Origin of the sequence: Marinomonas colpomeniae (assembly GCF_014803385.1) — a bacterium.
Lineage (GTDB): Bacteria > Pseudomonadota > Gammaproteobacteria > Pseudomonadales > Marinomonadaceae > Marinomonas > Marinomonas colpomeniae.
Genome location: NZ_JACYFC010000006.1, coordinates 98,974 through 121,477 on the forward strand (window position 1 = coordinate 98,974; position 22,504 = coordinate 121,477).

The window sequence follows — 22,504 nt, forward strand, 5'->3', positions numbered from 1 at the left end:
AACCAGATAGAAAATAAAGATTTAGTTTAGGTAGGTAAAACGCATAACTTTTTATATGGGCCTTTAATAAACAACATTAAAACAGCTACCAACAAGGCAAGAGAGATATAACAAGTTGGAATAACAACATTCAAATTAGAACCCCCTCTCATACCAGCCTGTGCGGTTGGACACACAGCTCCAGCAGAAAAGAACTCAGCAACAGAAGCCAACAAAGCAATAATAAACGCAATGCCCCAACCAATACTGAAGAAGTGATGTTTACAGCCTTTATGTGGAATCAAAAGTGACATCAACATAAGACTGTAAGCAGCCAAAACAACATAACATACCGGAATGGAAAACAAATGTGGGCAAGCATTGTTTAGAAAATTCTGATAACTAATCGCTAAGGCACCGAAAAATCCATACAACACAAGCAGCAACAAGCTGATAAAAATAATTCTGTTCGTATTCATAATACTCTCTACTAATTCTCTATTCTTATTGATTAAAACGCTGGGATGTAAGTTTCATTACGGTAATCACCATGCACTTTTGACTGGCTTCCGTCTAAGTAATCAATTTTTATTTCTGTTGCAGCTGACTGAGCTAGACCGAATACCATGGTATGACTTTGGTCTGAGCATAAGCCTTCACCTACAATATAGGTTTGCTTGACGACACTGCCATCAGCCAAAGTAACGGTGACTTTGGCACCAATAGACTCAACCGTATTAGCCAACTTAACCTTCAAGAAGTTATTACTAGGAGCATTACTCAAAAAGACTTTTTGCTCGCCCAACAAGTTGATATGAACCAAATCTGGAGCGCCGTCTTGGTTAAAGTCTGCTGTTAAAGGAGAAATACCGAAAAATCGATTTTGTACGCCCGCCTTATCGCCGACTTCACTGAACTCGCCAGAATCTGTTTGTAGCAAGAAACGACCATCTAAACGCCAGAAAGGCACAGCATGAGTTGGGAAGCCAACATAGTTTTCTGAAACCACTAGGTCATCTTTACCATCAAGGTTAAAGTCTTCGAAAATGGCACCCCATGAAAATTCATAGTCAGCCAATTTACGTTCTTGAGCAGTATCTTCGAATTCAAAGCCACCTTGGTTTTCGAACATCAACCATTTTTTATGCAAGACTTGCTCTTCTCTTAAATCACCTCGAACAATCGCATCCGGCGTCGTTGAGCCAACGTTAGAAAAAAAGAAATCAGGCAAATCGTTATTACCCAAATCACTCACGGCAATGCCCATAGGATAAGAAAAATAATCGCTGGTTGGGTTTGGCATATTTTCGAACTTAAGACCGCCTAGATTTTTCCAAGTACGAACCTGACCAGTGTCGTGAGCAACAACTAAGTCTTCTAAACTGTCATTGTCGACATCAATAAAAATCGCTTGGAACGTATTATGCTGATATTCCAGTCCTGAGGTTTTAGTGATGTTTTCAAAGCCCGTTCCCGTGTTCAGGTACAAACCACTGATACCACCGTAAACTTGGTTGAAAATGGTTTCCCCTTCTACATGCTCACGAGCAATGTAGCCAGAAACATACATATCGAACAAACCATCACGATTCAAATCCGCAATCGCAACAGATAGCGGCACGGTTTTTTCATCAAGATCTAAATCTAACTTAACACTAGTAAAGACACCCGAATTGTTCGTGTATTGCCACACACCCGATTGACGAGCAATCAGCATGTCAGTATCGCCATCATGGTCTAAATCCATCGTTACAGCGCCATAGGTATCATCTGATGTATTTTTACGCCATTGAGTTGATGCCGTAATATCGATAAACTCACCACCTTTGTAAGCGTAGAAAACATCGTTTTGATCCATGCCACCGCCAATAAACAACTCTTCAACTCCGTCATTATCAATGTCTATTATGGCACTGGCTGTAAATGGTAAGGTACGCGTTTCATCATAGCCCGGCACAAATGGCAGCGTTTTTTCGGTAAAAGTAGGAATAGTTAAACCGTCACTGGATACACCATAGTCATCCGCTCTATCATGTACACTAAGCCAAGTTAGCGCTGCGAACAAAAGAGCAATAGCGAGCACGGCATAACAAAGAATCGAGGTCAGTAATTTTTTAATGCTCATTATTTCACTTCTCCATCGACTAAACATACTCTGGGTTTATTTTTTAACGCCACTAATACAGACAAGCTAAATACGATAAAAAAAGCAACGTTCAAAGCAATAGGCATGACATGCTTACCTAGTTGTGGCACTGCTAGATAAACTAGAAAGCTAGCAACAATAAGTAAAATAGGGCTGAAAAAGGCCATCCATTTAGGGTAATGAGTTTTACCTTTAAGGATCAAAACAATGAAAATGATAGAGAGAAACAAGGTTGTCAGTCGAACTACTTGTAGCAGGGTTTCATAACGCAAATCGTATAAAGCAACCAGCGCATCTATTTCTGCACTTTCTGGTAACTGCATCAAAGCCGAAATACTGGCTCTTGAACCTATCCACACCACACCAACCATGAACCCCATTGAACCAATTATAAAAGCACTAAACGCCAACTTGTTCGAAGCAGGTTTCAACATGAGATATAAATGATAACAACCTATTGGATAGAGTAAGGCGCCAAATACACCTAAGAAATGGCCTATAGTTGTACGATCAGTACCGATTCCTTGCATAAAACCAAAACCACCAGCAGCAAAACGCGCAAGAGGATCGTAATGCAAAAGGTACTCTCCTGTACCAACCACCACGGAAGCCAGTAGCCCCATTATTCCCGTTAACACAAAGACATTCATAAAAACCCTATTTAACACAGAATAAGAAACAAACAATTAAAATGATAAGTGTAGATGCCTATATAGGAAAAAGGTTCCGGAAATAAAATCATGTATTACTTAATAATTGGACGATCATGCTGTCCATAATTTTTTGACAATAAAAAAGGGCGATACCTGGAGTCAGGTATCGCCCTTTTTTAAAACGCTATATTTTTAACTTAAGCACCGAAGTGATCAAGGTTTTCCAGAGGGTAAAAATCTGGGTATGGAAGCATTGCTACACCAGAATCTACCGCTGCACGAGCAACCGCTGCAGAAACTACATTAAGAAGGCGAGCATCCATTGGTTTTGGCAAGATGTATTCTTTACCAAAGCTTAGTGCTGTACCGCCATAGGCTGCAACAACATCTGCAGGAGCCGCTTCTTTCGCAAGGTCTTTCAATGCGTGAACCGCTGCTACTTTCATTTCTTCGTTGATCTTAGTCGCACGAACGTCTAATGCACCACGGAAGATGAAAGGAAAACCAAGTACGTTATTTACTTGGTTCGGGTAATCAGAACGGCCTGTCGCCATGATCAAATCATCACGAGTCGCGCGAGCCAACTCTGGATTGATTTCTGGATCAGGGTTTGAACAAGCAAAAACAATTGGGTTTGGCGCCATTTTGCTAAGCTGGTCTGCAGTAAATAGATCTGGACCAGATACGCCGATGAAAACATCAGCGCCAACAATTGCATCATCCAATGTGCGCTTATCTGTATCAATCGCAAACATAGCTTTAAACTGATTCAGATCGTCACGTCCGGAGTGAATCACACCTTTACGGTCAAGAACGAAGATGTTTTCACGTTGTGCACCACAAGCAATAATCAGCTTCATACAAGCTGTCGCTGCAGCACCAGCACCTAGGCAAACAATTTTTGCATCCGCAATGTTTTTACCTTGAAGCTCAAGCGCGTTCAATAGACCTGCCGCCGTTACAATCGCGGTACCATGTTGATCATCATGAAAAACAGGAATTGAACAACGCTCAATCAATTGACGTTCTATCTCAAAACACTCAGGTGCTTTGATGTCTTCTAAATTGATGCCACCGTAAGTATTAGCAATACGAGCAACAGTATCGATAAAAGCTTGTGGGCTTTCAGATTCCACTTCCACATCAACAGAATTGATACCAGCAAAGCGTTTAAACAATAACCCTTTACCTTCCATTACAGGCTTACTTGCCAACGGACCTAGATTGCCCAAGCCAAGAATTGCAGAACCATCAGAAATAACCGCAACTAGATTACCCTTACCTGTGTAGCGGTAAGCATTTTCTGGGTCTTTGGCGATTTCACGACAAGGTTCAGCTACACCTGGACTATAAGCTAGAGAGAGGTCACGAGCGGTAGCCGTAGGTTTAGTAATTGTTACGCTTAATTTGCCTGGAATTGGATGTTCATGATAATCCAATGCAGCTTGCTTAATATCTTCAGCCATTATGATGTTTCCGTCTATTTGGTGTTATTCATTAGTTTTATTTAGCCAAACTGGGCCTTGCTTTTAAACTGTCAATGTTCAAAAGGTAGCACCTTATAATTTTCACCTGTCAGAATAGTCTATCTACTCTAGACTTTAAAGCATAAAACCATAGGAATATTCTATCTTAATGATTAATAGACACTTTAATTTCAAGTAAATCATTAGGATGTTTTACTGAAAGAACCCAAGTTTTAAAAGCGGATTTTCGACCTTTCCTTTGATGCTGCCAACCACGCACTTCTATTTCTTTACCTTCAAAATTAAACACGGTCTGGGCAGGCCAATAATCCATAACATTCGGAGGCAGATTAACCACTAAGTCTTGATCGGTTTCTAACCACCAGCCTCCGCGATTTTTCGTTACTGTGGTCACAAAAACTCTAGAAAGAGTAAACCCACCTTTAGGCTGCCATTGCAATGAATGCTGCCGCCAAATACCTTTTTTCGCATGCCTAGCGGCGTTCTCTGTTTCTTGGAAACACGATTGATATTTTAAATTAGGAGGGTATGCAATTCGATAACCAAGCCCTTCAGCTAATAACTGGCCTGTAAGTGACTGATGCTTTTCATCAAAAAGATAATATAAATATCGACCATAGCGGTCACGTTGACTTTTAGACGTTTGGACATAAACAAACTGATCGAGAAGGGAATCGAGAAATTGTCTGGCTTCTACAGCATAAGGATCATGCTCACCATTTTTATGATCTAGCTCCGGTGTATTAATACCAACAAAGCGAACCTTACGACCATCTACTAAGTGCAGAGTGTCACCATCAACAATGCGCTTAATTTTGGCCTTTTCAAGCAAGCCTGTCGCTTTACAACTTTCGTATGTTTGAGCTGCGTGAACTTGGACAGAATAAACTTGAAAAACAAGCACTAGAAATAAAAAAGGCGCCAAGAAAACTTGGCGCCTTTTAAATGCGATCACTGTCATTCTACCAATTACTTAGTAGTACGACGTGCTCCGAAACGCTTGTTAAAGCGATCAACACGACCACCAGTATCCAACATTTTTTGTTGGCCTGTGTAGAATGGGTGGCAGTTGCCGCATACATCAAGGTGCATGTCTTTACCCGCAGTTGAGTTAAGGTTCAGAGTGTTACCACAAGTACAAGTTGCAGTAATTGCCGCGTAAGCTGGATGAATATCGTTTTTCATTGTATTTACCTTTGGTTTTATGTGCCGCCACTTGATCAATAGAAATGGGTAATAAATTACCTTGCCAAGCACCGCACGTTTTGCTGTACAGAAATTGTACCGCAGTTTTAATAGCCGCCTACTTTATTGATGAATCACTAAATAAGCAACTTTTTTATCGCCCTATCCTTATAAATTCCACACTTTCTTATAAAATTGTCACTCGCACCGAACCATCACTCTGACGTACACTTGATTCTCGATTACATCACGCAATTTTTCACGTTATTAAACAAGGTCTGAACTCAACACATGCAAGAGGCGCTTTTAACACCTTACCCTTTCATCAAAGTCGCATTGCCTGTGCCAATGCGTACCTTGTTTGATTATAAAGTACCTAAAGCCCTAGCATTAAGACATGAATTGAAACCAGGAATGCGCATCAAGGTGCCATTCGGAAAGAGTAGTCGTCTAGGTGTTATCGTTGCCTTAAGTGAAACTAGCGACTGGGATCCTGAGCAAGTTAAACCCTTTACATCTCTAGTCGATGAAAGCCCTGTTATTACGAAAGAATTAATGGCTCTATGTGAATGGGCAGCGCGTTATTATCATCATCCAATTGGTGACGTCATCTTTCATGCGCTTCCAGTACTATTACGCAAAGGTGAAAACGCAGAGTTTCGTACCGAAAATTGGTGGCTAACAACACCAGAAGGACAAACTATTTCACTCGACGAGCTTAAACGAGCGCCTCGCCAACAAGATTTTCTAAAAGCGGTACAACAGCATCCTAACGGTCTAAGTCAGCACGCCGCATCGGTTCTAGACCTTGCACCATCGGCAGGAAAAACACTTGAAGAAAAAGGTCTATTACGCAGAGAACCAAGGTCATTCAATAAAGGTGGAGAAAAACACGCGCATCAAACCCAAGTACCACCGACACTTAATCCAGAACAGGCCATCGCCACAGAAGAGTTATTAGATTCTCGTCATCACTTCAATGTTTCATTATTAGATGGTGTGACAGGCAGTGGGAAGACCGAAGTGTTTTTGCGCCTGATGGAACGCCTTATCGAAGAAGGTAAACAAATTTTAGTAATGGTGCCAGAGATTGGCCTTACACCTCAGACACTAAAACGCTTTGAAGTTCGCTTTAATACTGACATTGTTTTAATGCATTCCAACATGAGTGACAGAGAGCGACTAGACGCTTGGTTACTCGCAGCAAACGGTCATGCGAAAATTATTATAGGCACACGTTCAGCGGCTTTTATTCCGGCCCCAAACCTTGGTCTTATCGTCATAGACGAAGAACACGACACATCTTACAAACAACATGAGGGCTTTCGTTATCATGCCCGTGATCTTGCTATTAAACGCGCACAAGCTCTAGATATTCCAGTTTTATTAGCATCGGCCACGCCCTCTTATGAAAGCTTAACTAACGCTCTACAAAAGCGCTTCACATGGCTCAAGTTACGTAAACGCGCGGGCAACGCTCATATTCCGGAAATGGAGCGAGTGGATTTACGAGGAAAAACCTTAGTTCATGGTTTCAGTGAACATGCACTGGCGTCAATAAAGCTTTGTTTAGACCGAAAAGAACAAGTACTGATATTCTTAAATCGCCGAGGTTATGCACCTACCCTAATGTGCCATCAATGTGGTTGGATTGCCGCTTGCGACCATTGCGATGTTAACCTAACCGTACACAAACGTGCTAACAAACTGCATTGCCATCACTGTGACACACAAAAAGCTTTGCTACATACCTGTCCAGAATGCCAATCAGAAGAGCTTTTTACCGTAGGCGAAGGTACCGAACAGATCGAGACCCAACTCACTACTCTATTTAAGGACACTCCCATACTTAGAGTGGATAGAGACAGCACTCAACGTAAATCGGCCATGGAAAAGCTCACACAAAAAATCCATGAACACGATCAAGCCATTCTTATTGGTACACAGATGTTAGCAAAAGGTCATCACTTCCCAAATGTCACCTTAGTAGTCATTATGGATGCTGATGCAGGGCTTTTTTCCTCAGATTTTCGTGGCATGGAGCGCACCGCTCAGCTTATTACTCAAGTAGCAGGGCGTGCAGGTCGTGCTAAGAAACCTGGTCATGTTCTGTTACAAACCTACCATCCCGATCACGCTGCGATTGAATGTTTATGCAATCTTGGCTACGAACATTTTGCCATAGATGGATTGTCTGAGCGTAAATCTCTGTCTCTTCCACCCTTTTTCCATCAAGTTATTGTTCGAGCCGAATCTGGAAATGAACACGAAGCTATGCAGCTTTTAGCGGCGATGAGAAACGATTTAGAGCCGTACTTCTCAAAAGATGTGTATCTTGTTGGACCTTATACAGCAATCATAGTGCGCAAAGCAGGACAACACAGAGCACTTATCTCAATCAAGTCAGCACAGCGTGCTCCTTTGCACCAAGCAACCCAAATGATGACAAAATGGCTAGAGCAATCCACGAGACAAAACAGAATTCGTTTTGCAATCGACGTAGATCCACTGGAAACTTACTGATTGAGCAAGCATAATGAGCCAAATACACGGTACATCAACTTCTAAAAGCCAAAAATATGTTTAACCCTATTCAAATCGCAACAAAAAGACGTAGCCCAAGCAAAGGGGCAACGCGTCGATCATCGCCACCACCTAAACGTAAAACACCTTGGTGGTTATGGCTTTTAGTCCCTGCTATTCTTGTCGCCTTTATTTATGGGCTGACACAACTCAATCAAGTGAAGCCAAAGCCAGCGCCTGTTAAAGTCATTAAAGTAGAACCAGCCCCAGTAGTAACTAAGACTAAGACTAAGACCGAAGCAGTACCAATAGTCGAAGCTGAGCCTAAAAAGGACACCTTTGAGTTTTACCAAATACTGCAAGACAGTGAAGTTGATACCAGCCATGTCGACGCTTACCAATCAACACCACGCGGCGAACAAGATTTCTATTACATGCTACAGGCCGCATCATTCCGTAACTCTGATGATGCAGACCGTTTACGAGCCAAACTCATTATCTCAGGGCTCGTCGAAACCAGTATTCGTAAGACCATAGGTAAAGATGAGCAACCTTGGTACCGTATCGTTCTTGGCCCTTATCAATCACGCTCAAAAATGAACCGAACAAAAGATAAGCTCGTTTCAATGCAAATATCGCCTTACTCTTACAAAATTCCAAAAGAGTAATAACCTCGTCTAAAATGCACACAGAACATGAAAGCCATAACTGTGTGCATTTCTTCGGTTGAAATCCCTCCGCTCGCCCCCATTTCGTTAATATCGAAACTGGAGTAGACCATGACAACAATTCTGACTGTACGTAAAGGAAACCAAGTCGTTGTAGGCGGCGATGGACAAGTCTCTTTAGGCAACACCGTGATGAAAGGCAACGCTAGAAAAGTGCGTCGTTTATACCATGGCGAAGTAATTGCAGGATTTGCTGGCGGCACGGCAGATGCTTTCACACTGTTTGAACGCTTTGAAGGTCAGCTAGAAAAGCATCAAGGCCAGCTTGTACGTGCAGCCGTTGACCTTGCTAAAGATTGGCGTTCTGATCGAGCGTTACGCAAACTCGAAGCCATGCTTGTTGTCGCAAACAAAGAGAGCACACTCATCATTACAGGAACAGGGGATGTGGTTGAACCTCAACATGGTGCATTAGCCATTGGTTCTGGTGGTAATTATGCGGAAGCCGCCGCTCGAGCGCTTATCGACAACACAGATTTATCTGCTAAAGAAATAGTAGAAAAAAGTCTCAATATTGCGGCAGATATCTGTGTCTTCACCAACCATACATTAACGGTTGAAGAGATCACTATTGATCCTAAGATTGAAGACCAATCCGCCTAACAATAAGGCGAGACCAACAAACAACAACAGAATAGTAGAGAACTAATATGAGCAGCATGACCCCAAGAGAGACGGTTAACGCCCTAGACAAACATATTATTGGCCAACAAAAAGCCAAGCGTGCAGTTGCCGTTGCACTTCGTAACCGCTGGCGCCGCATGCAATTACCAGAAGACATGCGTGCAGAAGTAACTCCTAAAAATATTTTGATGATAGGGCCAACAGGCGTTGGTAAAACGGAAATTGCTCGTCGTTTAGCCAAACTTTCCAACGCACCTTTCATCAAAATTGAAGCCACAAAATTCACTGAAGTAGGCTATGTTGGTCGCGATGTAGAGTCCATTATTCGTGATCTTGTCGAAATGGCGATCAAAATGCTGCGAGAGCAAGAAACTACCGCATTACGCCATAAAGCCGAAGATGCAGCAGAAGATAGAATTCTAGACGTTTTGCTGCCACCAGCGCGCGGCGGTGACCCTGAATTAGAAGACAGTAGCACTCGTCAGACTTTCCGCAAAAAACTGCGTGAAGGACAGCTAGACGATAAAGAAATCGACATTGATATAGCTGATACACCAGCAGGCGTAGAAATTATGACGCCACCTGGTATGGAAGAGATGACCAGCCAGCTACAGAACATGTTTTCGAGCCTTGGTTCAAACAAAACCAAAAAACGTAAGATGAAAATAAAAGACGCTTTGCGCCACGTTCGTGATGAAGAAGCCGCTAAGCTTGTTAATGAAGACGAATTAAAAGCCCGTGCTGTCGAAGCCGTCGAGCAAAACGGTATCGTCTTTTTAGACGAAATCGATAAGGTCGCAAAAAGCTCTGAACGCTCAGGAGGCGAAGTCTCCCGTGAAGGCGTACAGCGCGATTTATTACCTTTGGTTGAAGGTTGCACAGTGACAACAAAATACGGAATGATCAAAACAGATCATATCTTGTTTATTGCTTCTGGGGCGTTTCACTTATCCAAACCATCTGATTTGATACCTGAGCTACAAGGTCGCTTGCCTATTCGTGTTGAGCTAGACGCTCTTACTGTTGATGACTTCAAACGAATTCTGGTTGAACCAAGCGCATCGTTAACAAAGCAATATGTTGCTTTGGCAAAAACTGAAAATATCAATTTGAACTTCACGGAAGAAGGTATTCACCGTCTTGCTGAAATTGCGTTTCAAGTTAATGAACGCACTGAAAACATCGGCGCACGTCGTCTACACACCGTACTAGAACGCTTGTTAGAAGAAGTTTCTTATTCTGCCAGTGACATGCCTGATGACCAAACTGTTGATATTACAGCCGCTTATGTTGATGAGCAGTTGGGTGAAATTGCCGAAAACGAAGACTTAAGCAAGTACATCTTGTAACGACGAACGAACTCAAGAAAAGAGGACAGCGCCATGGCAACGCCAGCACCAACAAAGATTCACTACCACAAGCAATCTCGTGAATTGGCGTTGACGTTTGCCGATGGTCAATCCTTTCGCCTTAGCGCGGAATATCTTCGTGTTCACTCACCTTCAGCTGAAGTGAGAGGTCATGGCATGCAAATGCCTATTCTTCAATACGGTAAAAAGCACGTAGCGATTCAAAATGTGGAAGGCGCTGGCAATTATGCACTAAAGATATCCTTCGATGATGGTCACGATACGGGGCTATATTCCTGGGAATATCTGTACAACATAGGAAAAAATCACCAAGAACTCTGGAAAATGTATCTTGATCGCCTTGAAAAAGACGGTCAGACGCGGGACACTTCTGTGATTCAAATACACCAGCTTTAAGCTTTGCGGCTTAACGCTCTTATCACACATTGGGAAGACCTTTATGAGCTCACTTAGTTTGTCAGCAATCAGCGCGATAGAAAGTGCAATCAACCTTGCTCTCAAACAGGACTCACCTTCCCAAACACGTCTCGCCAAGCTGGCAGGGCAACAAGTTTTCCTTTATATTGAAGATTTCTCCTTCATTCTACAAATTCATATTCTTGAACAAGGTGTCATGCTTCATAAGCCTGACAGCTTAGATGAGATTGAACTCGATCCACGTCTCGACACGTTAGTTCAAGGCCCAAGTTCAGCCTATAGAAAATTGCTGGAGGGTGATGGGTTCTTTGATGGCGACTTACGAATTCAAGGCAATGCTCAAGCCTTAATGACATTACATAAAGTCATGGAAAATTTTGAATTTGATTGGGAAGGTTTATTAGCCGATTATATCGGCGACTTACCCGCTTCAGCCTTGGCTCGCTTACTACGTATGCAATGGACATGGAGCAAAGAGTTTACTACCAGCGCACGCATCCAGCTTGTTAATCACCTACAAACCGACAGCCAGCTTTTACCAAGTAAAATTGAGTTTGATCACTACGTTGATGAACTTGAGCGCTTCGGTACAGCACTAGACCGCACCGAAGCCAAGTTAAGAATGTTAGAAAAGAAACTTTCTAGCTAGCTTTCGCCCTACTCAAGTAAACACCCGCAATAGTTACTACAAAGCCCACAATTTGAATCGTGCTCATGGATTCGCTAAATAAGAAGTAACTTTCTATGGCTGCAAGAGGCGGTGCGAGTAATAGCATGGTCGAAACTTGAGACGCTTTGGTTTTTCTTAACAACCAGACCATTAAGAAGACACCACCTCCTGACAACACAAGAACGCCCCATACGACCAGTGCAAAAGATTGCCACTTCATAACAAATAAATGTTCACCAAGAAAAACCATAAAACTAATGGAAACAACACTCGCGGCAAGGTTTTGCACTGCCATAGAACTGAAAATATCAGACGATGAGATAGACATTTTTTGGTAAGTAACACCAAGAGAAAGCGCTAATATTGCAGTACAAGCTAACACTAAGGTAAGTACAGAAACGCCACCGCTGCTTATGTCTAATGCTGGGCTCACCACCAACAACAAACCAAACATACCGACGAATATTCCGATAATGCCTTTAAAAGAGGTTTTCTCTTTTATCAACAAGAACGCTAACAAGGTCACTAACGCGGGTTGTAACGCTCCGATCAAAGCCATTATTCCTGCAGGCAACCCCTCAGCAATAGCAACATAAGCCAAACCAAGATAGAAGCCATTCATCAGCATGCCAGCGAGAATGTGCTTAGGTAGTTCCTTCCATTGAGGAAACGGTCGACGCAGTAATAACGCAATGGCTGTGAACAATAAACCTGCGCACACAAAACGAATGCTCAAAAACACATTAGGATCAATGAGCCCAACAATTAGCTTGCCGGTGATAAATCCCATTGACCAAATGAGGACTAAGAGAATATACAAAAATGCCACTTATCTAACTTCCTTTTCTATTATCAATAAACGACACATTCGTAGAATGCTATCGTACAAAAGCGTCTTTAATGTCTCTACTGTCCAAACCTAAGCCAAGTAAAAAATGCAGTTTCACAAAAGCCGCTTCGTACGTCATATCTTTACCTGACGTAACACCAGCCGCTACTAATGCAGAACCTGCTGCATAAGCCCCAGCAACAACACTACCTGCGCCACACTGGCTAACATTAACAATAACCACACCTCGATCGGTTGCGGTTTTCAGTAGAGCCAATAGTGCAGCATTTTTATCTGGGGCGTTTCCCGCACCATAACTTAATAACACAGCACCTTTCACTTTATTATTCAGTAAACCTTGCCAATGTTCAGCTTGTACGCCGGGAAAAACAGGGAGAATAGTGACCGCATTTTCTACCATATCGGGTATTTGAACCGTCATAGGTGAAATTGCTTTATTACTCTGTTGCCAACGCCAATCAATTCCTAAAATCCCACGTTCTAGGCAATTAGGAGAACTGAAAGCCTGCCAATCACTAGAGTGTGCTTTGTGAGCACGATCGCCTTCAATTAAGCGCCCACCGAAGAATAAAGACACTCCATTAGCTACGCCTTCATTCCCTGATTCTTCACAAGCAGAGATGGCACCCAATACATTGATCATTGCATCTGTACGAGCTTTAAACATTGGCACTTGCGAACCCGTAACAATAATTGGCTTATCGCTGTTGGTAAACATGAACGACAATGCCGCTGCGGTATACGCCATGGTATCTGTACCATGCAAGACAATAAAAGCATCAAACAATTGCCATTTACTTTCAATATCACGGGCAATCATCACCCAATCTGTTGGCGTGGCATTGGAAGAGTCAATCAACTCAGGATAACTCTCTATAACAAAGTCATGAGTCAGTTCATCAAACCCTTTGAATTGTTCCGAAAGATGATCTGCAAAAGCCGCATCAGGCACAAACCCATTCTCAGATGGCACCATACCAATGGTTCCACCTGCGTAAGCGATATAAATCTTCATCCGATATTCTTCCTGCTTTTTAATTTTATATTTCGCCAGACGTTTGACCTGATTTTGTGTCTAAAAAAAGGCGCTAATCACAAAGAAAAAGCGCCTTTCGTTTATTTATCAGGTAAAACACATATTACATACGCTCTAGTGTTTCGATACCCAATAATGATAGGCCTAGTTTTAATGTTGATGCGGTATTCAAAGCCAATTGAAGACGACTCTGTTTTACATCATCTTCTGCATTTAAAATTGGGCAGGCTTCGTAAAAACTCATAAAAGTACCCGCTAAGTCGTATAGATAAGCACATAAGAAATGCGGCATACCATCATTCACCACTTGCTGGATAGCTTCTTCAAACTGACACAACTTAACCGCTAGTGCACGCTCCTGATCAGCAACAATCGAAATATCACCAATCAAGCTAGCCACATCCATTTCAGAGCGTTTTACGATACTCGCCACGCGTGAATAAGCGTACAACAAGTAAGGTGCTGTATTGCCTTCAAAGCTCAACATAGTGTCCCAGTTGAAAACGTAATCACTGGTACGGTTTTTCGACAAATCGGCATATTTCACAGAAGAAATACCAACGACGCGAGCAATGTTACGCAGCTCTTCTTCGTCCATACCTTCGTTTTTAGACGCGACTAATTTATAAGCGCGTTCTTGTGCTTCTTCCAATAATGCAGATAATTTTGCAACACCACCAGAGCGTGTTTTAAAAGGCTTGCCATCAGAGCCCATCACAGTACCAAATGGCATATGTTCTAATTGTGTTTCTGGTTTTACAAAGCCTGCTTTACGGGACAAGGTGAAAATTTGTTGAAAATGCAACGATTGGCGAGCATCAACAAAATACAAAACTCGATCTGCATTCAATGTATGTTGACGAAAACGAACCGCAGCCAAATCCGTTGTCGCATATAAAAAACCACCACCGGTTTTCTGCACAATAACGGGCGTGATTTCGCCTTCTTTATTGGCAAACTCTTCCATGAAAACACATTGCGCGCCATTGGATTCTTTTAATAAACCTTGCTCAGTTAACTCATTCACGACGTTTTGTAGATCATCGTTGTAAGCACTTTCTGGCATCACATGCTGGCGCTCTAAAGAGACACCCAACATGGCATAAGTCTCTTCACAGTGATGCAAGGAGATCTCGATAAATTCATCCCAAAGCTTCAAGCACTCTTCATCGCCAGATTGCAAGGCAACAACCAATTCACGAGCGCGTGTTGCAAAAGCTTCGTCATCGTCAAAACAGGTTTTCGCTGCACGATAAAAGGTTTCAAGGTCTGACAATACCATGCTGATTTCTGTATTTTCAGCTCGAAGACGTTCCATGTACGCCAATAGCATACCGAACTGGGTTCCCCAATCACCAACGTGGTTTTGACGAACGACGTTATGACCTAAAAACTCCATAGTGCGAACGACGGCGTCGCCAATCACGGTAGAACGTAAATGACCAACATGCATTTCTTTCGCAAGGTTAGGCGCTGAATAATCCACTACAACCGTTTCTGGTGAAGTAACTTCATTCACATCAAGGCGTTCACTGCTACGTAGTTGAACCAACTCTTTGCCTAACCAAACATTTTTTAGAAAGATGTTAATAAAACCTGGGCCCGCAATTTCAACTTTGTCTGCGATGTCTGATAAATCAAGTTTATCAAGTGTTGCTTGAGCAAAATCACGAGGGTTCATTTTCAACGCTTTCGCCGCGCCCATCATGCCATTTGCTTGGTAGTCGCCAAACTGCACTTTCGCTGATTGACGAACTAAGGCAGATGCAGTGTCCGATGCGCCAGCAGCAACCATGGCTGCTTGAATACGTTGATTTAGAAGAGTTTGAATGTTCACAAAGAAAACCTTTTAACAGTGTGTGTCGTTTCTTAAACAACACATCAGAATCACACAACCCTCTGACCGATAAAACAGTCAGAGGGTTGAATTCGAAAAAATAATGTCGCTAATAATAACCGATTTCGAAGCCTTTAGCGAAAGAACAACTTGCAGGCTTCGTTGTTATTTTCGTCTTGATACGGGTAACCCAATTCGTCTAAATAATGCGTCACGTCGGTTTCTTCACCAACGGCTTGCAAGCCAACCAGAACTCGACCGTAAGCATCACCATGATTGCGATAATGGAACATGGATATATTCCATTGACCGCCCAGCATGTTCAGAAACTTCAACAAAGCGCCTGGGCGTTCAGGGAACTCAAAACTGTACAGCAACTCGCCCTTCTCGCTGCGTAAGTGCCCGCCAATCATATGACGAACATGCACTTTCGCGGTTTCATCATCCGTTAAATCGGTGATTTCGTAATCTTTCAAATCATCCAATAGTTCTTTACGACTATGAGGGCTACCGCCCAAGGCCACTCCAACAAAGATAACGGCTTGGTTGTCATCGCCATAACGGTAGTTAAATTCTGTGATACTACGACCTACCAATGCTTGGCAAAAATCTTGGAAGCTACCTGGGTGTTCTGGAATTTTCACTGCAATAATAGCTTCACGTTTTTCGCCAAGTTCTGCTCGCTCTGAAACATGACGCAAACGGTCAAAGTTAACGTTCGCACCACTGTTTATAGCGATTAAGGTTTGACCTTTTGCACCTTCGCGCTCAATGTATTTTTTAAGTCCTGCTAGTGCACAAGCACCTGCAGGTTCTGTGATAGCGCGAGTGTCATCGTAGATGTCTTTAATCGCGGCACACATTTCATCTGTCGTCACAGTGATCACTTCATCAACTGTATCTTTGGCAATGTTAAAGGTGTTCTGACCAATCTCTGCGACCGCAACGCCTTCTGCAAAAAGACCCACTTGAGCCAAACGAGTTGGTTTGCCTTTTTCCAGAGCAATTTTTAGACACGCTGCATCTTGAGGTTCAACACCGATTATTTTAATGTCTGGACGTAGGTATTTAATGTAGGCAGAAACACCAGCGATCAAACCACCACCGCCAACAGGAATAAAAATCGCATCGATATGACCTGTTTGCTGACGCAAGATTTCCATGCCGATCGTGCCTTGGCCGGCGATAGTATCTAAATCATCGAATGGATGAACATATACCTGACCCGTTTTCGCCATAATCTCACGAGACTTTGCAGACGCGTCATCAAATGCATCACCAAATAAAATAACTTCTGCACCATGATTACGAACCGCACTAACCTTCACTTCTGGTGTGGTAGCTGGCATAACAATTGTCGCTTGAATACCAAGTTTTTTTGCCGCTAGCGCCAAGCCTTGAGCATGATTCCCCGCCGAAGCTGCAATAACACCTTTCGCACGCTCTTCTGGTGTTAACTGAGAAATTTTGTTGTATGCCCCACGAATTTTGAATGAAAAAACTGGCTGTAAATCTTCTCGCTTCAAAATAATCTCGTTACCTAATCGGTTAGATAATTGATTGGCACGAGACAGTGGTGTTTCTACAGCAACGTCATATACGCGCGCCTGTAGAATTTTCTTAATCATGGAATGGGGCATAGTGCTTCCTAAACGAAATATAAGCCGTCTGTATTCTAGCTCTTCGCAACACATTTTTTGCAATAGAGGGACGGACTTTGCGAGTCAAAAAAAACGAACATGAAATATACTCTTTCGACTCTCTTCACGCAAAAGATAGATACCAGTAAAACTGATTTGGTTACACTTAATCTCAGAATAAATTCAACTACGCAGAATTTGAGATTAACGCCTCTTGTTTTCAGGTGCTGCCCGCACTGAAAAATATGAATCTATGTCATAAACCGCGCTTCAAGCTTTTAACCCCTGGAAGGCGTGAAATAATTCCCTCCAAATAGGTCCAGGCAAACCATCTCCAATCATTTCCCCATCAATGCTAACAACAGGTTTAAGCTCTTCCATGGAATTGGTTACCCACACCTCTTGAGCTGTTTTAATAAATTCACAACTCGGGGCCTCCTCTACGACGTTTAGGCCTACATCTTTGGCTAATTTAATATTAATAGAACGAGTTATTCCACCAAGAATATTCCCCAGTGAGGGGGTGTAAATCACACCATTTTTATAGGCAAATATATTGCTACTTGGCGCTTCTACTACTTTTCCATCACGCACAAGTAACGCTTCATCATTGGCCACACCATCTCGGTACAACTTCTGATAGGCCAAAACATTCCCCATCAAACTAGTAGATTTTATGTCACAGCGCTGCCAGCGAAAGTCTTCCTGTAAATGCCCTGCACAACCTTGGTAATTAAGGTCGATAGGTGGAATAAAGCTATTTGAAAACATCAATACATTGGGTTCACATGCCACTGGGAAACGGTGCTTACGTGACGTTTCATTGCCCCTGCTCACCTGAATATAAATAAGTTGCGCTACAGCTTGGCGGTCTAATAGAGGTTCCAGCAGAGAACGCCATGCTGATGAAGAATAAGGTGAAATTATTCCGACGCTATTTAGCCCCTCCATGAGTCTTTCGATATGACCTTCTTCATCTAGGGTTTTACCTGCGTATACCGGTATGGCTTCGTAGATACTGTCACCAAACAAAAAACCTCGATCGAGGGGAGAGATAGATATTTCGTTAATATTAAGATATTTTCCATTATAGAATGCTGGAAAGTTATGATGGTATTGCATTAGAAACTTCCTATAGTTGATATTAATCTTGAGATTATTGAAGATATGACCAAGTCACAAACGAATGTTAGTTCTCAAGGCATGCCAAAAAGTCATGAGCAAGAAGGCTATCAACGCCTCCCTTCACAGCAATCTATCAGAGTATTTGAAGCGGCAGCGAGACACTCAAGCTTCACTCGAGCAGGACAAGAGCTGGCACTCACTCAAAGCGGCGTCAGCAAACAGATTAAGGGGCTTGAAACATTTTTGGGGGTGTTACTGTTTAATAGAGAAGCACAACACCTTATGTTGACAGAAGAGGGTAAGCAATTCTTGCGCCGTTGCGTACAAGCCCTCGATTACTTGCAACAAGGAGTAAAAGAAGTCAAAGGCGATAGTGGCGTTTTGCGTTTACAGGCTCCGCCCTCTTTTGTAGTACGTTGGCTCATCCCTAAAATGGAGTTGCTTCGCCGTGCCTACCCAGAATTAGAGCTGCGTATAGAAACCACCTGGACACGTACAATACACGATAGAATTCAGTTGCAGGCAAGTGAACTGGTTATTCACGCCTGCTTCGACTATGAAGCCCCCGAAATCACCACAGAACTACTGCGTAAAGAAGACTTATATGTAATGGTCTCGCCGCAGTATATCGCCGAGCACGGCTGCATCAACAACCCTTTAGACCTTATTAGTAAAACCTTAATACATACTAAAATTGACGGCCACATTCACTGGGAAATGTGGACTAAATCCTTAGCTATTGATCACATAGACATCAGTCGAGGTTATGAATTTGAAACTTTAGATATGGCATTAGCTGCGGCTGAAAACGGCGTGGGCGTGGTTGTTTGCGATCTCATTTATGCATTGAACTCACTTCGTAGTGGTCGTTTAATAATTCCTTTTAAAACACGCCCTGTTAGTGGTATTAGCTACTTTTTGCTCAGTAAAGGAGATCATCAGTTATCAAAATTACAACGCCATTACTGCCATTGGTTAAAAAGCCAAATAGCCGAAGGGGAGCAAGAGATGTTGCTATTTTTGCGTAATTATTAACAGGCCATTATTCACTCTTCCTCTATCTATAAAGAGTTATCTCGCAAAGTTTGCATATAACGCAAAAACCGAAGGCTACCCTTACCAATAGCGCTATCCTCTATATAATAGAGTAACAATCCGGATTTTAAGCGCCTATAATATCCTCACAATCCAAGGTAACTTCAACTTAAAGTAGCCACAGAAAACAACAAACAAAGGTTCAACACCATGACTCAAGACGAACTAAAGCAAGCGGTCGCCGAAGCCGCTGTTAGCTATATTCTTCCTATGCTGGAATCAGACACTATTGTAGGTGTTGGAACAGGCTCGACAGCAAACTTATTCATTGATGAATTGGCAAAGCACAAAAACAAGTTTGATGGCACAGTGGCAAGTTCTGAAGCCTCTGCAGAGCGACTTAAAAAGCACGGTATTCCTGTTTACGATTTAAACAGTGTAAATGAAATTCGTGTTTACATAGATGGTGCCGATGAGTCTAACGAACACCTACATTTGATAAAAGGTGGCGGTGCCGCATTAACTCGTGAAAAAATTGTTGTCGCTTGTAGTGAAGAATTTGTTTGTATCGCAGATGAGTCAAAGCTAGTAGGTGTATTAGGTGACTTTCCTTTGCCTGTTGAAATCATCCCGATGGCACGCGGTCATGTTGCTCGTGAACTAGTAAAACTGGGTGGTGATCCGGTATACCGTGAAGGCGTAGTAACTGATAATGGCAATCATATATTAGATGTTTATAACCTAGAAATCCTTGATCCAGTTGCCTTAGAAAAAAGTATTGATGGTATTGTTGGTGTGGTCACAAATGGTTTATTTGCGAAACGACCTGCAGATATACTTTTATTGGCCACAAAAGATGGCATAAAAACACTTAAGAGATAGCCTACAAAAAACCAAAGCCGTTACACTCTTCGGCTTTGGTTTATCTATTCAGAACATAGCGACAATCTAAAACCAACGACTTCTTCTCATTAAGATAAATTGCCCGCCACCTAACACAACTAACGCAATACAAAACAACCAGAAAGCAGCACCACTGTCCGTACCAGGCATACCTCCAATATTAATACCGAATAGCCCTGTCAAAAAGCCTAACGGCATGAAAATTCCAGATAGAATTGATAATACATACATACGCGCGTTCATCTTCTCACTCTGCAAGTTCGCAAACTCCTCTTGCATCAATAGACAACGCTCGCGTAGAGATTCTAAGCCTTCGACATAACGAGTAATATCGTTGGCGGCTTCTTGTACCTGAGTAATTTGATCAACCGTCATCCAAGCCAATGATTCATGTGAGAGTTTAGTGATTGCTTCTTTTTGTGGCACCAAAAAACGTCTTAGCCGAATAATCTCAAGCCGCCTTTGTACAAGTGACTCACGCTGGCCTTTCTCAATGCCTTCACCCATACTCTCTTCTAAATCTAATAATTCTTCTTCTAAGTGAGTAATCACTTTTGCCATTCGCCCAGTTAGCGTTTCTGTCAACGTTGCTACAATGTCTGCTGTACTCGTTGGACCTTCATTGTTAGAAAGGTCTCTTACAACATCTTGCACAGACAATAACTGTCTTCTTCGGCTAGAAACAATAAAGTGCGGTGTCACCCAAAGACGTAATGACACCATGTCGGAAGGGTTTGATTCAGGGTTTAAATTAACACCACGCAATGTAACCAACAAACCCGATCCCATTTTTACGGTACGAGGGCGAGTTTCCTCTGCGAACAAGGCTTCAACTACAATTTCAGGTACATCATCTAAACTCGAAAGCCAGTCTTTTGCTTCGTTATCAAGACAATCTAAATGTACCCATCGACAACCCTGTAACGGCAATGAATCAGGTAACTCAGAAGATGTGAGCTCGTTCGCCCCACCGAAACCATCAATCTCTAAGTTGTGTACAACAAACGCAGACATAATTATTCCTCTTAACTATTGGTGTAGATTATCTGAAAAACACAACTTCCCCTATTTATTTTATTGTCAATGTATTGGCTGGCTGACACTCAGCCTCTAGAGTGGCATAATTTCATTAACCCTAAATAATAAGGAAAAGCCACATCATGCAAAACCTATCTGATGTTTTAGCATCGAGCTCAACTCCGGAAAAACTAAAAGCAGTTTTAACCGTAACAACAGAAACATGCATAGCTATTTCTGATGCGTTAAAACAAGGTTCGCTTGCAGGTATTCTTGGCATGGCTGGCAATGAAAATGTTCAAGGAGAAGAACAGAAAAAGTTAGATGTTATTTCTAACGATATGCTGAAAGACGCTTTATTCGCATGCCCTGCAGTGAGAGCGATAGCTTCTGAAGAAGAAGACTATATTGTTCCAGCAAATACAGACGGTGAATACTTTATTGCATTTGACCCACTAGATGGATCATCAAATATTGATATCAACGCAATGGTTGGCACCATTTTCTCAATTTATCATCAAACAGGTAATTCTCCTGCCGTTGAAGCAGACTTTCTGATTCCTGGCAAAGAACAAGTTGCTGCAGGGTATGTGCTTTATGGCCCATCTACTATGTTGGTTTTGACCACTGGTAATGGCGTGAACATGTTTACTTATGATCCAACAAAACAAATATTCACTCTGACAAATGAAAATATTCAAGTACCAGAAGAAACCCAAGAGTTTGCGATCAACATGTCTAACCAACGTTTCTGGTCAGACAGTATCCAAAGCTATATTAACGAACTAATAAAAGGCAAAGATGGCTCACGCGATAAAGATTTCAATATGCGTTGGGTAGCGGCGATGGTTGGTGACGTCCATCGTATTCTTTGTCGTGGCGGGATCTTTCTTTACCCTTGGGATAATAAAGACCCAGCTAAGCCTGGTAAACTTCGCCTTATGTATGAAGCGAACCCAATGGCAATGCTATTAGAGCAAGCAGGTGGAAAAGCTCATACACACACTCAACGTATTCTAGATATACAACCTGAAGCGATTCACCAACGCGTAGCCGTTGTACTCGGAGCCGCAAATGAAGTGGATAAGTGCTTAAGTTACTAACAACTTAAGCTTTATTCAGTTTCTGCATTCTGTATAACTAAAAGCCCTGATAGGCTCTCCTATCAGGGCTTTTTATTCTCAGTGAGTTCCACTTCTTATATCCTGCCATTCCAGAACGAAAAAACCCCGTCCTGCATAGCAGAACGGGGCTTCTCTTAATTCAAGCTTGACGACGA

The 22,504-nt window shown here is 42.3% G+C and carries 21 protein-coding genes; 9 read left to right on the plus strand and 12 right to left on the minus strand.

Features of this window, described 5'->3' with window-relative positions; all coding sequences use genetic code 11:
* Positions 1-26: 26 nt before the first annotated feature.
* The 6 genes from IF202_RS15800 to rpmE form a co-directional block, all read right to left on the minus strand.
* Entirely contained in the window at positions 27-458 is a 432-nt protein-coding gene (locus tag IF202_RS15800; protein WP_191595886.1) for a hypothetical protein, read from the minus strand.
* A gap of 32 nt (positions 459-490) precedes the next feature.
* The gene (locus IF202_RS15805) at positions 491-2,104 is read right to left on the minus strand and encodes a CRTAC1 family protein (protein ID WP_191595887.1); all 1,614 of its coding nucleotides are present in this window, start codon (positions 2,102-2,104) and stop codon (positions 491-493) included.
* Complete coding sequence (locus IF202_RS15810; RefSeq protein ID WP_191595888.1) at positions 2,104-2,775, minus strand: DUF6796 family protein; 672 nt, start codon at positions 2,773-2,775, stop codon at positions 2,104-2,106. The genes IF202_RS15805 and IF202_RS15810 overlap by 1 nt, the downstream gene beginning before the upstream one ends.
* Before the next feature lie 200 nt (positions 2,776-2,975).
* Positions 2,976-4,244, minus strand: coding sequence for a malic enzyme-like NAD(P)-binding protein (locus IF202_RS15815; protein WP_191595889.1), 1,269 nt, complete (start codon positions 4,242-4,244; stop codon positions 2,976-2,978).
* 166 nt (positions 4,245-4,410) lie between these two features.
* On the minus strand, positions 4,411-5,226 hold the full coding sequence (locus IF202_RS15820; protein ID WP_191595890.1) for a thermonuclease family protein: 816 nt from the start codon (positions 5,224-5,226) through the stop codon (positions 4,411-4,413).
* 8 nt (positions 5,227-5,234) lie between these two features.
* A complete protein-coding gene (rpmE, locus tag IF202_RS15825; RefSeq protein WP_191595891.1) occupies positions 5,235-5,450 on the minus strand; it encodes a 50S ribosomal protein L31 in 216 nt (71 codons plus the stop codon).
* Between the two features lie 291 nt (positions 5,451-5,741).
* Here rpmE and IF202_RS15830 point away from each other — a divergent pair, with 291 nt between their 5' ends.
* The 6 genes from IF202_RS15830 (at position 5,742) to IF202_RS15855 (ending at position 11,761) form a co-directional block, all read left to right on the plus strand.
* Positions 5,742-7,973: a primosomal protein N' gene (locus IF202_RS15830; protein ID WP_191595892.1), complete on the plus strand. Its 2,232-nt coding sequence runs from the start codon at positions 5,742-5,744 to the stop codon at positions 7,971-7,973.
* Between the two features lie 56 nt (positions 7,974-8,029).
* On the plus strand, positions 8,030-8,641 hold the full coding sequence (locus tag IF202_RS15835; protein WP_191595893.1) for an SPOR domain-containing protein: 612 nt from the start codon (positions 8,030-8,032) through the stop codon (positions 8,639-8,641).
* Between the two features lie 111 nt (positions 8,642-8,752).
* Positions 8,753-9,304 (plus strand): ATP-dependent protease subunit HslV, encoded by a 552-nt coding sequence (gene hslV, locus IF202_RS15840; protein WP_191595894.1) that lies wholly within the window; start codon positions 8,753-8,755, stop codon positions 9,302-9,304.
* Between the two features lie 47 nt (positions 9,305-9,351).
* A complete protein-coding gene (hslU, locus tag IF202_RS15845; protein ID WP_191595895.1) occupies positions 9,352-10,674 on the plus strand; it encodes an ATP-dependent protease ATPase subunit HslU in 1,323 nt (440 codons plus the stop codon).
* A 33-nt stretch (positions 10,675-10,707) separates the two neighbouring features.
* On the plus strand, positions 10,708-11,091 hold the full coding sequence (locus IF202_RS15850; protein ID WP_191595896.1) for a gamma-butyrobetaine hydroxylase-like domain-containing protein: 384 nt from the start codon (positions 10,708-10,710) through the stop codon (positions 11,089-11,091).
* 43 nt (positions 11,092-11,134) lie between these two features.
* Positions 11,135-11,761 carry a ubiquinone biosynthesis accessory factor UbiJ gene (locus IF202_RS15855; protein ID WP_191595897.1) on the plus strand — a complete coding sequence of 209 codons (627 nt, stop codon included), beginning with the start codon at positions 11,135-11,137 and terminating at the stop codon, positions 11,759-11,761.
* On the opposite strand, the gene IF202_RS15860 is transcribed toward IF202_RS15855, so the two are convergent.
* The 5 genes from IF202_RS15860 to IF202_RS15880 all read right to left on the minus strand — a co-directional run bounded on the left by IF202_RS15860 (position 11,754) and on the right by IF202_RS15880 (position 18,267).
* Positions 11,754-12,611: a DMT family transporter gene (locus IF202_RS15860; protein WP_191595898.1), complete on the minus strand. Its 858-nt coding sequence runs from the start codon at positions 12,609-12,611 to the stop codon at positions 11,754-11,756. The two genes, IF202_RS15855 and IF202_RS15860, sit on opposite strands and share 8 nt — an antisense overlap.
* A gap of 49 nt (positions 12,612-12,660) precedes the next feature.
* Positions 12,661-13,647 (minus strand): type I asparaginase, encoded by a 987-nt coding sequence (locus IF202_RS15865; RefSeq protein WP_191595899.1) that lies wholly within the window; start codon positions 13,645-13,647, stop codon positions 12,661-12,663.
* Between the two features lie 124 nt (positions 13,648-13,771).
* On the minus strand, positions 13,772-15,505 hold the full coding sequence (argS, locus tag IF202_RS15870; RefSeq protein WP_191595900.1) for an arginine--tRNA ligase: 1,734 nt from the start codon (positions 15,503-15,505) through the stop codon (positions 13,772-13,774).
* A gap of 134 nt (positions 15,506-15,639) precedes the next feature.
* Positions 15,640-17,145 (minus strand): threonine ammonia-lyase, biosynthetic, encoded by a 1,506-nt coding sequence (gene ilvA / locus IF202_RS15875; RefSeq protein ID WP_191595901.1) that lies wholly within the window; start codon positions 17,143-17,145, stop codon positions 15,640-15,642.
* A 270-nt stretch (positions 17,146-17,415) separates the two neighbouring features.
* Positions 17,416-18,267 carry an aminotransferase class IV gene (locus IF202_RS15880; RefSeq protein WP_191595902.1) on the minus strand — a complete coding sequence of 284 codons (852 nt, stop codon included), beginning with the start codon at positions 18,265-18,267 and terminating at the stop codon, positions 17,416-17,418.
* Between the two features lie 45 nt (positions 18,268-18,312).
* Between IF202_RS15880 and IF202_RS15885 the strand changes: the two genes are divergently transcribed.
* Both IF202_RS15885 and rpiA read left to right on the plus strand, forming a co-directional pair.
* Entirely contained in the window at positions 18,313-19,305 is a 993-nt protein-coding gene (locus IF202_RS15885; protein ID WP_235963580.1) for a LysR substrate-binding domain-containing protein, read from the plus strand.
* Positions 19,306-19,515: 210 nt separating this feature from the next.
* Positions 19,516-20,187 carry a ribose-5-phosphate isomerase RpiA gene (gene rpiA, locus IF202_RS15890; protein ID WP_191595903.1) on the plus strand — a complete coding sequence of 224 codons (672 nt, stop codon included), beginning with the start codon at positions 19,516-19,518 and terminating at the stop codon, positions 20,185-20,187.
* Positions 20,188-20,253: 66 nt separating this feature from the next.
* Here rpiA and IF202_RS15895 read toward each other — a convergent pair whose 3' ends face one another.
* Entirely contained in the window at positions 20,254-21,222 is a 969-nt protein-coding gene (locus IF202_RS15895; protein ID WP_191595904.1) for a zinc transporter ZntB, read from the minus strand.
* Positions 21,223-21,368: 146 nt separating this feature from the next.
* Between IF202_RS15895 and IF202_RS15900 the strand changes: the two genes are divergently transcribed.
* Positions 21,369-22,328: a class 1 fructose-bisphosphatase gene (locus IF202_RS15900; RefSeq protein WP_191595905.1), complete on the plus strand. Its 960-nt coding sequence runs from the start codon at positions 21,369-21,371 to the stop codon at positions 22,326-22,328.
* Positions 22,329-22,504 lie beyond the last annotated feature (176 nt).